General features: G+C 73.7%; 11 protein-coding genes and 1 pseudogene. 7 read left to right on the forward strand and 5 right to left on the reverse strand.

Annotated elements, in window-relative coordinates:
- The first annotated feature begins 128 nt into the window (after positions 1-128).
- A complete protein-coding gene (locus QCD66_RS18390) occupies positions 129-1,115 on the forward strand; it encodes a helix-turn-helix domain-containing protein (protein ID WP_364219892.1) in 987 nt (328 codons plus the stop codon).
- A gap of 100 nt (positions 1,116-1,215) precedes the next feature.
- Here the strand turns inward: QCD66_RS18390 and QCD66_RS18395 are convergent, their stop codons facing one another.
- Positions 1,216-1,908 (reverse strand): SDR family NAD(P)-dependent oxidoreductase, encoded by a 693-nt coding sequence (locus QCD66_RS18395; RefSeq protein WP_407566685.1) that lies wholly within the window; start codon positions 1,906-1,908, stop codon positions 1,216-1,218.
- An 82-nt stretch (positions 1,909-1,990) separates the two neighbouring features.
- Positions 1,991-2,548, reverse strand: a complete 558-nt coding sequence (locus tag QCD66_RS18400) for a DUF4142 domain-containing protein (RefSeq protein WP_364219886.1) — start codon at positions 2,546-2,548, stop codon at positions 1,991-1,993.
- Positions 2,549-2,879: 331 nt separating this feature from the next.
- Between QCD66_RS18400 and QCD66_RS18405 the strand changes: the two genes are divergently transcribed.
- Positions 2,880-3,146, forward strand: coding sequence for a DivIVA domain-containing protein (locus QCD66_RS18405; RefSeq protein ID WP_364219883.1), 267 nt, complete (start codon positions 2,880-2,882; stop codon positions 3,144-3,146).
- Positions 3,147-3,210: 64 nt separating this feature from the next.
- Here the strand turns inward: QCD66_RS18405 and QCD66_RS18410 are convergent, their stop codons facing one another.
- Entirely contained in the window at positions 3,211-4,200 is a 990-nt protein-coding gene (locus QCD66_RS18410; protein ID WP_364219880.1) for a pectate lyase, read from the reverse strand.
- A 395-nt stretch (positions 4,201-4,595) separates the two neighbouring features.
- Between QCD66_RS18410 and QCD66_RS18415 the strand changes: the two genes are divergently transcribed.
- The 5 genes from QCD66_RS18415 to QCD66_RS18435 all read left to right on the forward strand — a co-directional run bounded on the left by QCD66_RS18415 (position 4,596) and on the right by QCD66_RS18435 (position 9,753).
- Positions 4,596-5,402 (forward strand): NUDIX domain-containing protein, encoded by an 807-nt coding sequence (locus QCD66_RS18415; protein ID WP_364219877.1) that lies wholly within the window; start codon positions 4,596-4,598, stop codon positions 5,400-5,402.
- A complete protein-coding gene (locus QCD66_RS18420) occupies positions 5,399-6,385 on the forward strand; it encodes a serine/threonine protein kinase (protein ID WP_375736383.1) in 987 nt (328 codons plus the stop codon). The genes QCD66_RS18415 and QCD66_RS18420 overlap by 4 nt, the downstream gene beginning before the upstream one ends.
- Positions 6,386-6,400: 15 nt before the next feature.
- On the forward strand, positions 6,401-7,366 hold the full coding sequence (locus QCD66_RS18425; protein WP_364219871.1) for a hypothetical protein: 966 nt from the start codon (positions 6,401-6,403) through the stop codon (positions 7,364-7,366).
- A gap of 114 nt (positions 7,367-7,480) precedes the next feature.
- On the forward strand, positions 7,481-8,737 hold the full coding sequence (locus QCD66_RS18430; protein ID WP_364219868.1) for an adenylosuccinate synthetase: 1,257 nt from the start codon (positions 7,481-7,483) through the stop codon (positions 8,735-8,737).
- Between the two features lie 230 nt (positions 8,738-8,967).
- Positions 8,968-9,753 carry a hypothetical protein gene (locus QCD66_RS18435; RefSeq protein WP_407566686.1) on the forward strand — a complete coding sequence of 262 codons (786 nt, stop codon included), beginning with the start codon at positions 8,968-8,970 and terminating at the stop codon, positions 9,751-9,753.
- A 155-nt stretch (positions 9,754-9,908) separates the two neighbouring features.
- Here the strand turns inward: QCD66_RS18435 and QCD66_RS18440 are convergent, their stop codons facing one another.
- Together QCD66_RS18440 and QCD66_RS18445 are read right to left on the reverse strand one after the other, a co-directional pair.
- The gene (locus tag QCD66_RS18440; protein ID WP_357542036.1) at positions 9,909-10,802 is read right to left on the reverse strand and encodes a glucose 1-dehydrogenase; all 894 of its coding nucleotides are present in this window, start codon (positions 10,800-10,802) and stop codon (positions 9,909-9,911) included.
- Between the two features lie 121 nt (positions 10,803-10,923).
- Positions 10,924-13,367 (reverse strand): annotated as a pseudogene (locus QCD66_RS18445) (glycoside hydrolase family 65 protein).
- Positions 13,368-13,477: the final 110 nt, after the last annotated feature.

Genomic DNA, 13,477 nt, shown 5'->3' on the forward strand with positions numbered 1-13,477 from the left:
CATGGACCGGCCCCGACGTTTCTGTCGTACCCGTTGGGTAGGGTGGCGAGCCCCGTAGTCCCACGTCCACACCCCTGCCGGGCCGGCGGCGCAGCGCCGGTGCCGAGGGGTGCCGGCCAGGAGTGCAGATGCTCAGAATCCACTTCACGGTGGCCGACCTGAACCGCACCCGGGTCGCCACCGCCCCGGACCCGCTGTGGGAGCTGACGCTGAGCATGCACCACCTGCGCCGGCGCGGCTCCCCGCCGCTGCTCGCCGGCTGGAAGGCCGACCTCGCCCACCGGCTGCGACCCGACACCACCCTGCGGCACGAGATCTCGCCGGCACTGGCCCTCAACCCGCCGACCGGCTACTTCCCCGACTTCCTCACCCCGGCCGAGGCCGCCGACGGGTTCGAGGCCGGGTTGCAGGCCCTGCTCGACACCCCGCGCGACCGGCTGCGCGCCGAGATCGCGCTGCTCGGCACCGACCGGCACCGGCTCGACCCGGCCGCGCTACGCATCGGCGACGGCGACCCGGCCGCGCTGCGGACCCTCGGCCGGGCGCTGCGCCGCTACCACGACGTCGCCGTGGCACCGATGTGGGACCGGATCCGGGCCTCGTTCGACGCCGACCGGGCCCTGCGCGCCCGCACCGTGCTCGACGGCGGCGCCGTCGCGCTGCTCAACGGTCTGCACCCGGCCGCCCGGTTCACCGACGGGGTCCTCGAGATCGCCAACTACCGGGCAGACCGCGACCTGCACCTCGACGGCCGCGGACTGGTGCTGGTGCCGAGCTACTTCAAGGCGGCCAGCCGGCCGATGGCGCTGGTCGACCCCAACCTGCCGCCGGTCCTGGTCTATCCCGTCGAACGGTCGGCCCGGGTCGCCGGCGAGGCGGGCCGGGCCTCGCTTTCGGCGCTGCTCGGCCGGACCCGGGCCGCGGTGCTGGAACTGGCCGCCGACGGCCCGTCGACCGGAACGGTGGCCGGGCGGCTCGGCATCTCGGCACCGGCCGCCAGCGAACACCTGACCGTCTTGCGCGACGCCGGCCTGGTGGTCAGCACCCGGCAGGGCAACACGGTCCGGCACACCCTGGCGCCGCTGGGGCACACCCTGCTCGACGGCGGCCCCTGACCCGGGCCCGGCGGTCTGGCGGACGACGGCCCCGGCCGGGCCGGGATCGGATCGGGGCCGGGAATCAGGTGCCGCCGCGCGAGCGGCCTGGAATCAGGAATCAGGTCAGGCCGTGCACCGGGATCTGGGCGCCGTTGACGACCGCCGACTCCGGGCCGCACAGGTGCCGGACCACCTTCGCGATCTCGGCCGGGTCGACCCACCCGCGCCGGTCGGCGTCGGGCTGGCTGGCCCGGTTGCCGGGCGTGTCGATGGTGCCGGGCACGACCGCGTTGGCGCGCACCCCGTCCCGGCCGTACTCGGCGGCGAGCGCGCCGACGAAGCCGAGCACCGCCGACTTCGCCGTGATGTAGCCGGCCGCGCCGGCGAACGGCCGGGTCGCGGCCCGGCTCGACACGCAGACGACCGACCCGCCGCCGGCCGCGACGAGGTGCGGCAGCGCCGCCTGGCAGACCAGGTACGTCGGCCGCACGTTGAGCCGCAGCTGCGCCTCGAACTCCTCGACGCCGGTCTCGTGCACCCGGCCGCCCATCGCGAAGCCGCCGACGAGGTTGACGACCGCGCGCAGCGGTGCCGCCTGCGTTCCGGCGGCCAGTGCCACGCAGCGGCGTACGGCGTCGGTGTCGAACAGGTCGGCCTCGACCAGGACGAGGTCGGGGTGTGGTTCGAGCCGGTCGCGTTCGTCCTCGACCAGCCACGGCACGACGACCCGCCAGCCGTCGGCGAGCAGGGCGGCGGTGACCGCGGTGCCGAGCCCGCCGGTCCCACCGGTCACCAGCGCGGTACGTCCCAAAGCCGCTCCCCTTCCAGGTTTCCGCCTACCGTACGCAGGACCGGACGGCCGTGTCGCCGCGACCCACCGGGTCCGGTGGCGGTCAGCCCGGCCGGGGCAGGCCGAGTTCGGTCGCGACGGCACGCAGGTCGTCGTAGTGGGTCTGGAGGATCGGCGTCGACTCCTGGGCGTACCGCTTGGCCTCTGCTTCGGTCCCTCTGTCCAGTTCGGTCTTGTTGCGGCGGATGGCGCGTTTGTGGGCTGACGCCTCGGACGCGATGAAGAGCCGCTCGAACCGGTCGCCGTCGGCGTCGCGCAGTCGGCCCAGAACCACCTGCTGGTCGCGGTTCAACCTGTCCGGCAGTTCGACGCCGACGGCGGCGGCGGTCCGGCGCAGTTCCACGTCGAGCTGGGTGTTGTCGGCGACGAACTGCGCGCCGAGGTCGGCGATCTGGGGTGCGACGTCCTTGGTGCCGGCCAGCTGGCCGGCCTCGATCCCGGCCAGGTTGGCCTGGTGGGCGGCGCGCAGGTAGCGGGCGTCGTGCCGGGCGGGACGGTCACGTTCACCGGCGGGTCCGGTGACGGCCGTCGGGGCGGCGCCGCCGGTCGGCGGGTGGCCGGATGGCGGCGCGGCCGGCGCGGGTACGGGGATTGACAGCACTATCGCGGCTATACCGGTTATTGCGAGGTTTCGTACGTTTTGCCACATTCGAACCACCTCCCGCCGGTTCGGCGCTCCCCTCGGATACCCGCGACGGTGGCGTGATCACCACCGATCGGTGCCCGACTCCCCCGGCCGCCCGGGCGACGGGAAGCCTTGCGGCGCAACGGGTCCGGCGCCGGGTGACCGCCGGACGCCGGGATCTGGCCGGCAACGCCGCAGGTCGCATACCGGTTACGGAACGGATCGGGGGCATTCCACAACCGTTACCAGGCACATAGAGTGGTGTCGCTCGTACGGCCACGACAACCGACCACCGGAGGCAGAGCGGATGCGGACAGACGACTGGTCCACAGCGGAACGACCGGCGCGGATGGGCCATCAGCAGATCCGCGACGCCGCTTTCGGACCGGCGCCCCGCCGCGGCGGCGGCCTCAACCCCGACGAGGTACGCGCCTTCCTGCACCAGGTCGCCGACCAGATGCTCCGCCTGGAGCGCGAGCTGGCCGAGGCGACGAGCGAGTCGATCCGGGTCAAGGAGGCCCTCTACCGCTGGCAGGTCGAGCACGCCGCCACCTGCGCCCAGCGCCCGCGCTGACCCCGCCGGACGCCCCGGCGCGGCACCCCGGGGACGGGATGCCGCGACGACGGGGGATTGCGGGTCAGAGGTTGCCCGCCCCGGCGCCCGCGCTGACGATCGACTTCACCTCGGCGGCGGGGTCGAGGGTGTAGGCGTACGGAATCGCGGCGACGCTACCGCCCTGCTCGCCCTCGCCCGAGTTGACGAAGTGGTTGTCCCGGGCGACCAGCGTGCCCGGCCCGGACGAGCCCTCACCGAGGTGAAACGGGTCGTCGGTGTCCTCGAAGAAGTTGCCCTCGACGAGCACCCCGGCGTCCTCGGTGGACGCGACGCCGTACCCGCCGACCGAGGCGTAGTAGTTGTTGAACACGTGGACCGGATTGCCGAACCGCACCCGTGGGTTGCGCTGCTCGGTGCCGTCGAACCAGTTGTGGTGGTAGGTCACCCGCAGGTGGCCGATGTCCTGGCCGCCGTTGTCGTCGCTGTGGCCGAGCAGCATGGTCTTGTCGTGGCCGCGTACGTGGTTCCACGAGATGGTGACGAAGTCGGAACCGCGCTTGACGTCGACGGCACCGTCGTAGCCGACGCCGAACGTGTTGTGGTCGATCCACACGTTGGTCGACTCGGTCTCCACGTTGATCGCGTCGTCGTCCCAGTCGTCGAAGTACAGGCCCTGGATGATGACGTTGTGCGACTCGCGCAGGGTGAAGCCGTTGCCGGTGATGGTGCCGCCGCCGGTGATGGTCTTGTCGGAGCCGACCCGGACCATGTCGGACAGGTTGATGGTGCCGCTCACCTGGACGATCGCCGGCCCGTCCTGCTGTACGGCGTCGGCGAGGCCGGCCTCGTCGGTGACGGTCACGGTCGGGCCGCCCGCGCCGCCGGTCGTGCCGCCGTTCTCGGTCGCCCAGCCCACGAGTCCGGGTGCGTCGAGAGCCTCGACGCGGTCGGGCGCCGGGCCGGCGTTCGCGATCGCTCCCGCACCGAGGGTGAGCGTCGCCGCGGCGAGTGACGCGCCGAGGAGCACCGGGAGGGATCTGCGGTGCCGGGTGGTGGGTTGCGTGGTGTGCATGGGTTCTCCTCTGCCTGGGTCCCGGCGACGCGGGGTCGCCGGTGCGGCGGCGGGCCGTCGGGCCACCGCCGCACTGCCTTCGTGCGTGGGATGAAGGTCCACGATCCGAACGGGACCTTCGCATTCACCGTAGGCAGGCAGAAATATATGCGTCAATAAGACGGAATTGCAGGAAATTTGAGGTGGAATTAGCGCTAATCGGCCAACCCGGCCGTGGAATTGCCGGGTTGCATCCGAATAGCGCCACTTCCACCCTACGGCGCGACTCCGGAACTTGCAGCGCGAGCCGGGCAGTTTTGCAGTCGTCCACTGTGATCAGGGTTATTCACGGGTTGAGAAAGACTCAGAGTGAGAGTAACGTTCTCGACGTACCGCCCGACCGGAAAGGACGCCCGATGACCGAAGAGGACTTCCTCGCCGCGTACGACCCGCGCGCCTACCCGCCGGTCGCGGTGACCGTCGACGTCGTCGCGTTCACGATCCGCGACGGACGGCTGCACCTGCTGCTCGTACGCCGGGCCGCCCCGCCGTACGCCGGACACTGGGCCCTGCCGGGCGGCTTCGTCCACCCCGACGAGGACCTGCCCACCGGCGCCGGCCGCGAACTGGCCGAGGAGACCGGCGTACAGGCCGGCGGGCTCGGCCGGGTCCACCTGGAACAGCTGGGCACGTACGGCACACCGGGACGGGACCCGCGGATGCGGGTCGTCTCGGTCGCCTACCTCGCCTTCGCCCCCGACCTGCCCGACCCGGCGGCCGGCTCCGACGCCGACGAGGCGGCCTGGGTGGCCGTCGACAGCCTCGGGCTGCCGGACGCCGCCGCGCTGCCCGGCCGCCCGGTCCGGCAGCGGCCCGGCACCACCCGGAAGCTGGCCTTCGACCATGCCCGGATCGTCGCCGACGGCCTCGACCGGGCCCGCTCCAAGCTGGAGTACACGCCGCTGGCCACCCGGTTCGTCGGCCCCGAGTTCACCATCGCCGAACTGCGCGCGGTCTACGAGACCGTCTGGGGCGACACCCTGCACGCCGGCAACTTCCACCGCAAGGTGCTGTCCGTACCCGGGTTCCTGGAGAGCGTCGGCGCGACCACCGACCGCGGTGGCGCGCGCGGCGGGCCACGGGCCCGGCTCTACCGGGCCGGCGACGCCCGGCTGCTGCACCCGGCGCTGCTGCGGCCCTCCCGAGAGGAGGCCGTCCGATGACGACGGTCGCCGAGGCGATCCGGCTGGTCATGTCGGCCCGCGACGCCGACGACCTGTTCGGCGACGCCGACCCGGCCCGCCGCTACCGCGACCTGGCCCGGGTGCTGCACCCCGACCGGCGGCCGGCCGCCGGGACCGGACCGGATGCAGCCACCGAGGCGTTCGTCCGGCTCAGCGGCCTGTGGCAGGACCGGCGGAGCGTGGTGATCCGGACCCGCCGGGACAGCTACCGCCTCACCGGGAGCCCGACCCACCGCGGCGACCTCGCCGACCTCTACGACGTCGGTGCCGACCGGCTGCTCAAGCTGCCCCGCGACCCGGCCAACAACGACCTGATGGCCCGCGAGGCCCGGGCCCTGCGGGCGCTCGCCGACCGCGGCGACCCGCGGTTCCTGCCGTACGTGCCCCGGCTGGTCGACACGTTCCAGCACACCGACACCGCCGACGGCACCCAGCGCCGCGTCAACGTCGTCGCCGCCGTCGGCAACCTGCACAGCCTCGCCGAGGTCCGGCGCCGCCGCCCGGACGGGCTCGACGCCCGCGACGCCGCCTGGATGTGGCGACGGCTGCTCACCGCCCTCGGCCTGGCCCACCGGGCCGGTGTCGTGCACGGCGCGGTGCTGCCCGAACACGTACTGATCGAACCGGACGCGCACGGCGTCGTCCTCGTCGACTGGTGCTACTCGGCCAGCGACGAGGGCGAACGGATACCGGCGCTGGTGCCGGCGTACGCCGACTGGTATCCGGTCGAGGTCACCCGACGGGAACGCCCCGGCCCGGCCACCGACATCGCCATGGCCAGCCGGTGCATGGCCCACCTGATGGGTGACCTGGCCCCGCCGGCGCTGCGCCGGTTCGTCGCCGGCTGCACCCTGCCGTCCCCGCGCCAGCGTCCCGACGACGCCTGGCGACTGCTCGACGAATTCGACGACGTGCTGGCGGACCTCTACGGCCCCCGCACGTTCCGACCGTTCACGCTCTAGAGAGGAAGGCCCGAGATGGGAAGCGGAATCTGGTCCACCGACGTCTACGACGCCGCCAAGAGCTACCGCCGCGCCAGCGGCAAGAGCGCCTTTGCCTACAGCGACGGCGGTGCCCGTACGGTGCACCCGTCGCTCGACCCGCGCGGGGTGACCGCACGGGAGAGCCGGGACAGCGCCGAACACCCCGAGTCGGTCGCGATCGCGGTGCTCTTCGACGTCACCGGCTCGATGCGCAACGTGCCCCGGGTGTTGCAGGAGAAGCTGCCGCAACTGCTGGGCCTGCTGCTGCGCAAGGGCTACGCCACCGACCCGCAGATCATGTTCGGCGCGATCGGCGACGCCACCTGCGACCGGGTGCCGTTGCAGGTCGGCCAGTTCGAGTCGGACAACCGGATGGACGAGCACCTCGGCAACATGGTGCTGGAAGGCGGCGGCGGCGGGCAGATGACCGAGTCGTACGAGCTGGCGATGTACTTCATGGCCCGGCACACCGCGATCGACTGCCACGAGAAGCGGGGCCGGCGCGGCTACCTGTTCATCATCGGCGACGAGATGGCGTACCCGCAGGTGAAGCGGCGCGAGGTCCGGGCGGTGCTGGGCGAGGGCATCGCCGAGAACGTGCCGCTGGCGGGCATCGTCGACGAGGTGCGCCAGAAGTGGGACACCTACTTCCTGCTGCCGGCCGGCAGCTCGCACGCCAAGGACCCGCGGGTGCTCGGCTTCTGGCGCGACCTGCTCGGCCAGAACGCGATCGAACTCGACGACCTCGACGCGGCGTGCGAGACGATCGCGCTGACCGTCGGGCTGGGCGAGGGCACCGTCGACCTCGACGAGGCGCTCGACGACCTGCGCGAGGTCGGCTCGGACGCGGCGGCGACGGTGTCGAAGGCCCTCGTCCGCATCGGCGCCGACCGCGCGCCGGCGACCCGCTCGGCGCTGCCGGCCCGCACCGGCACCACCGACCGCGTCACCCGGCTGTGAGTGCGAGGAGCGCAGCGCAGCGGAGCACCGCAGCACGAACCAAACAGCTGAGTGCGAGAGCGCAGCGCAGCGGAGCACCGCAGCACGAACCAAACGGCAGCTAGGGAGCACACCGTGGAGCACGTCATCGTCGTCGACCTCGGGTACGGCGACGCGGGCAAGGGCACCGTCGTGGACTGGCTGTGCGCGAGCCGGCCGGTCCACGCGGTGGTCCGCTTCAACGGCGGCGCGCAGGCGGCGCACACCGTCGTCCTGCCGGACGGGCGGCACCACACGTTCGCGCAGTTCGGGTCGGGGACGTTCCGGCCCGGGGTGCGTACCCACCTGTCCCGGCACATGGTGGTCGACCCGCTGGCCCTGGCCGGCGAGGCCGACCATCTGGCGGCCCTCGGGGTGACCGACGCGCTTCCCCGGCTGACCGTCGACCGGGACGCGCTGCTCGCCACCCCGTGGCACCGGGCCGCGAACCGGGCCCGGGAGCTGGCCCGGGGCGGCGACCGGCACGGGTCGTGCGGGATGGGGGTCGGCGAGACGATGGCGTACGCTCTCGCGTACCCCGACGACGCGCCGAGGGTCGCCGACTGCCTGTCCCCCGCCCGGCTGCGTACCCGCCTGGCGGCGCTGCGCGACCGGCTCGCCGCCGAAGTCGGGCCGCTCGACGCGCCGCCGGTCGACGACTGCGTGGCCGCGTTCACCGCCTTCGCCGAGCAGGTGTCGGTAGTGGACGGCGACTTCACCGGGCGGCTGCTGCGGGCCGGGACCGTCGTCTTCGAGGGCGCCCAGGGGGTGCTGCTCGACGAGTGGCACGGGTTCCACCCGTACACGACGTGGAGCACGACCACGTTCGCCAACGCCGAGGCGCTGCTCGCCGAGGCCGGGCTGGCCGGTACGGCGACCCGGCTCGGCGTGCTGCGGACCGTCACCCCACGGCACGGGCCGGGGCCGCTGGTCACCGAGGACCCGGCGCTGGCGCCGGCCGAGCCGCACAACCACACCAACGCCTGGCAGGGCCGCTTCCGGTTCGGGCACTTCGACGCGGTCGCCCACCGGTACGCGATCGAGGTCGCCGGCGGTGTCGACGGGCTGGCGCTGACCCACCTGGACGTGGCGCGCACGCACCGGCCGAGGATCTGCGCCGGGTACGACTGGACCGACCGGCTGGTGCCCGGGCCGCCCGGCGACCTGGCCCGCCAGGAGGCACTGACCCGCCGCCTGCTGACCAGCCGCCCGGTGTACGCCGAACCGCCCCCGACCGACTGGCCGACAGCGGTGGAGCAGCATCTCGGCACCCCGGTCCTGGTGACCTCGGACGGCCCCACCGCCCGCCACAAAACCCCCCGCGTCCCCGGCCTGGCGCCGGCCGCGCGCTGACCCCGCCCGCGCCGGCGCCGCGGGCGGGGTCGCGGGCGGCCGGCACGGCCGGCGGCGCGGCCGCCGACGCGTTGATCAAGGACTTGTTGCGCGACATATGGTGCGAGTCGGGCACGCTTTGTCCTCGATCGAGCCTCATTGGCGGGCGGCGCCGCCCGGGCGAGAGGCAGCGGGCCGCGGCGAGGGCGGGGCAGCGCGGTACGCGGCGACAAAAGGGCTATAAAGGGTGAATGGCATGGTCGTGGTCCTGGCTGACCCACAGTTACCAGGAGCAGATCGTCGCGCCCGGCAAGCAGGCCGTCCTCCTGCTGCTCGTCGGACTCGTCCTCGGCTTCGCCTTCATCCGCACCAGCACCCGGCTGATCCGCGCCCAGGTCCGCTGGTGGCCCGGCAACGTGTCGGCCGGCGGGGTGCACCTGCACCACGAACTGTTCGGCGTACTGATCATGCTGGTGGCGGGCACCGTCAACTTCGCCGTACGCACCGACGGGCCGGCCCGCGACCTGCTCGCGTTCGCCTTCGGGGTCGGTGCGGGGCTGGTGCTCGACGAGTTCGCGCTGCTGCTGCACCTCGAGGACGTCTACTGGACGCGGCAGGGCCGGACCTCGATCGACGCGGTCCTGGTCGCCGTCGCCGGCACCGGCATGCTCCTGGTCGGTGCCGTCCCCTTCGGGCTTTCCGGCATCAGCGACGCGGAGGCCTCGGCCCGCTGGCTCGCCGTGGCGGGTGTCGTGGTCAACCTGAGCCTGAGCGTCGTCACCGCGCTGAAGGGCAAGCCGTGGCTGGCGCTGCTCAGCGTGGCCGTGTCGCTGGCCGGGCTGCTGGGCGCGATCCGGCTGGCCGCGCCCGACAGCCCGTGGGCCCGGCGGTTCTACCGCGACCGGCCGGATCGGCGGCGCCGGGCCACCGTACGGGCGACACGGTGGACCCGGCGCAAGAACCGGCTGGTCGACCTGCTCGGCGGCCCGCTGCTGCCGACCCCTCCCCCGGACCGCCACCCCGACGCCCCGGACTGACCGCCCGGCCATAAGTGGAGCGCCGGCCGATCACGGAGAAACCGTGCCCGGTCCGCACGGTATGTCGCGCGACAACTCCTTGATCGACGCGGCAAGCCGGCGCCGGCGCGGCAAGCCGGCGCTCGCGCGGGGCGCCGGGCCAGGGGCCGGGGCGGTCAGCTTGCTACGCGGCCGCCGGTCACGGCCAGGGTCTCGGCGGTGATGTAGCTGGACTCCTGCGAGGCGAGGAAGACGTACGCCGGCGCCAGCTCGGCCGGCTGCGCGGCCCGGCCGAGCGGGGTCTGCTCGCCGAACGACGCCACCTTGTCCGGCGGCATCGTCGCCGGGATCAGCGGCGTCCACACCGGACCGGGCGCCACCGAGTTGACCCGTACGCCCTGGCCGATGACCTCCTTGGCCAGCGCCCTGGTGAAGTTCACGATCGCCGCCTTGGTGGAGGCGTAGTCGAGCAGGTTCGGCGACGGTTCGAAGCCCTGGATCGACGACGTGTTGATGATCGTGGCGCCGGGCGGCATGTGCGGCAGCGCGGCGCGGCACAGCCAGAACATGGCGTACACGTTGGTCTTGAAGACCCGGTCGAACTGTTCGGTGGACAGTTCCGCGATCCCGTCGACCGACATCTGGTAGGCGGCGTTGTTGACCAGGATGTCGACGCCGCCGAACTCCTCGACGGCCCGCTCGACGAGCCGGCCGCAGTGCGCCTCGTCGCGTACGTCGCCGGGGACCGGTACCGCGCGCCGGCCGGCGGCCTCGACCAGTTCCACCGTCCGCTTCGCGTCGTCCTCCTCCTCGGGCAGGTACGACAGGAGCACGTCGGCGCCCTCCCTGGCGAACGCGAGCGCGACGGCCCGGCCGATTCCCGAGTCGGCGCCGGTGACGATCGCCTTGCGGTCGGTCAGCCGGCCGCTGCCCCGGTACGTCTCCTCGCCGTGGTCGGCCTCCAGCCGCATCGCCTCGTCGGAGCCGGGTGCGGACTGCTGTTCGGCGCCCTGCGCCTGCGGCCGGGGGTACTGGGTGCGCGGGTCCTGCCGGGTGAACTGGTCGGGCATGCTCCGAATCTCCTCGTCTCGCCGGGCGGTGCCGGACGCACCGCGGTTGATCTTCTTCCTTTCCTGTCCGGACCGGTTCAATCCCCCGATCCGCCGCGCACCCTCGATCCGCCGGCGGCCCCTAATCCACCGCGCCGCCTCGATCCGCCGCGACGAGGTGGTCGAGGGTGTCGCGGCGGCGGGTCGGGGCCCGGCCGGCCGGGGCGGGCGGCTCGGCGCCCGGGTCGGCCAGCGGCGGCACCGGCCGGGTCACCGGCGCGGCGCCGGTCACCGTGAGCGGCTCCCCGTGGTGGCACAGGTCGACCGACGCGGCCGGCCCGCCGCCGTCGAGGCGGTACGTCACCGAGCCGGCGGGGCTGCCGGGGCCGGTGCCGGCGGTGACCGCCACCCGCAGCCGCAGCCCACGCCAGGCGATCGAGAACCGCAGCGCCGGCAGGTGACTGGGCAGCCGGGGCACGAACGACAGGGTGCCGTCGTGGTCGCGCAGGCCGCCGAAACCCATCACCACCGCCGTCCACGCCCCGGCCAGCGACGCCACGTGCAGCCCGTCGCCGGTCTTGTCGCCGAGGTTGCGCAGGTCCTGCAACGCCGACTCGGCCAGGTAGTCGTGGGCGAGTTCGAGGTGCCCCACCTCCGCCGCCAGTACCGCCTGGCTGGACGGCGACAGCGAGGAGTCGCGTACGGTGCGCTGCTCGTAGTAGGCGAAGTTGCGGGCCTTCTCCTCGGGCGTGAACGACTCGCCGCAGCACAGCATCGCGAGGACCACGTCGGCCTGCTTCACCACCTGCTTGCGGTACAGCTCGAAGTACGGGTAGTGCAGCAGCAGCGGATAGTCGTCGGCGCCGGTGCCGGCGAAGTCCCACTCGGCGAGCCGGGTGAACCCGGCCGCCTGCTCGTGCACGCCGAGCTTGTCGTCGTACGGCAGGTGGGTCGCCGCCGCCGCGGCCCGCCAGGCGGCCGTCTCGTGCCGGTCGACGCCGAGGTCGGCGGCCCGGTCCGGATACCGGTCGGCGGCGTCGGCCGCGGCCCGCAGGTTGCGGCGGGCCATGACGTTGGTGAACAGGTTGTCGTTGACGACCGCGGTGTACTCGTCGGGCCCGGTCACCCCGTCGAGGTGGAAGCCGCCCTCGTCGTCGTAGCGGCCGACGTGCCGCCACAGCCGGGCCGTCTCCACCAGCAGTTCGAGGCCGGCCCGCGCGCGAACCCGGTGTCGCCGGTCGCGGCGACGTAGCGCAGCACCGCGTCGGCGATGTCGGCGTTGATGTGCAGCGCGGCCGTGCCGGCGGGCCAGTAGCCGGAGCATTCCGGGCCGCCGATGGTCCGCCACGGGAACGCGGCCCCGGCCAGCCGCAGTTCGCGCGCCCGCTCACGGGCGGTCGGCAGGTTGGCGTGCCGCCACCGCAGCGCGTCCCGGACCGCGTCCGGGCAGGTGTACGTCAACACCGGCAGCACGAAGCTCTCGGTGTCCCACAGCACGTGGCCGTCGTAGCCGTTGCCGGTCAGGCCCTTGGCGGGGATCGGGGCGACGCCGGCCCGGGCGCCGGACTGCAGCACGTGGAACAGGTCGAACCGGACCGCCTGCTGCACCTCCGGGTCGCCGTCGAGTTCGACGTCGGCGAGGTCCCAGAAGTCGTCGAGCCGGGCCCGCTGCTCGGCGGCCAGCGCGTCCCAGCCGGCCCGGCGCGCGTCGTCGACCGCCGCGGTGGCCTCGGCACACAGCGCGTCGACCGGCGCCGTCCCGTCCACCGCGGTGGTGGCCCACGCGTACCCGATCAGTTTGCGGATCCGCAGCGTGCCGCCGACCGGCAGGTCGGCGGTGACCGTCGTACGCACCAGGTCCGGCCGCGCCGTCGACGTGCAGGTCACGCCGTCCGGGCCGGTGACGTCGTGGTCGACGGCCGACACGACCGGCAACCGGCTGCGCCGCGTACGGTGCGCCAGCAGCCCGCCGGTGCGCCCGGCCCGGTGCCGTACGGCGCTCAGCGGCGCGGTGAGCGCGGTCGCGGCCCGCGGGTCGTCGCGGTCCCCCGGGGTGTCCTCGTCGGCGAGCAGGTCCGACTCGATCCGCAGCCGGACCGGGTGGTCGACGGCGGTCACCTCGTAGTCGATCGCCGCCACCGCCGGCCGGGTCAGCGACACCAGCCGGGTGCTGCGCAGCCGGACCGCCGCACCGGCCGGGCTGATCCACTCCACGGTCCGCCGCAGCGTGCCGGCCCGCAGGTCGAGGACCCGTTCGTGGTGCGACAACGTCCCGGTGCGTACGTCGAACGGCACCTCGTCCACGTACAGCCGGATCAGCTTGCCGTTCGGCGCGTTGACGACGGTCTGGCCCCGCTCGGGGAAGGCGTAGCCGCTCTCCGGATAGTCGAGGTCGTACTCCTCGTACAGCGAGTTGAGGTAGGTGCCCGGCACGCCGGCCGGATCGCCCTCGTCGAGGTTGCCGCGCAGGCCGACGTGCCCGTTCGACAGCGCGAACGTCGACTCGGCCTCGGCCAGCCAGTCCAGGTCCAGGTCGGGTTCGCGGACCTGCCACGGCTCGACCGGGAAACGCGGCCGCGCCCTCATCGGGCCGCTCCGGGCGCGGCGGGACCGGGCGACGGGGCTGGTGCGGCGGGACTTGCCATCCGGTGGGGCCTTCCGGTCGGGTGCGATCGGTATGCCCCGGAACATCTCCA

The sequence above is a fragment of the Polymorphospora sp. A560 genome, assembly GCF_045781765.1.
Taxonomy (GTDB): Bacteria; Actinomycetota; Actinomycetes; order Mycobacteriales; family Micromonosporaceae; genus Polymorphospora; species Polymorphospora lycopeni.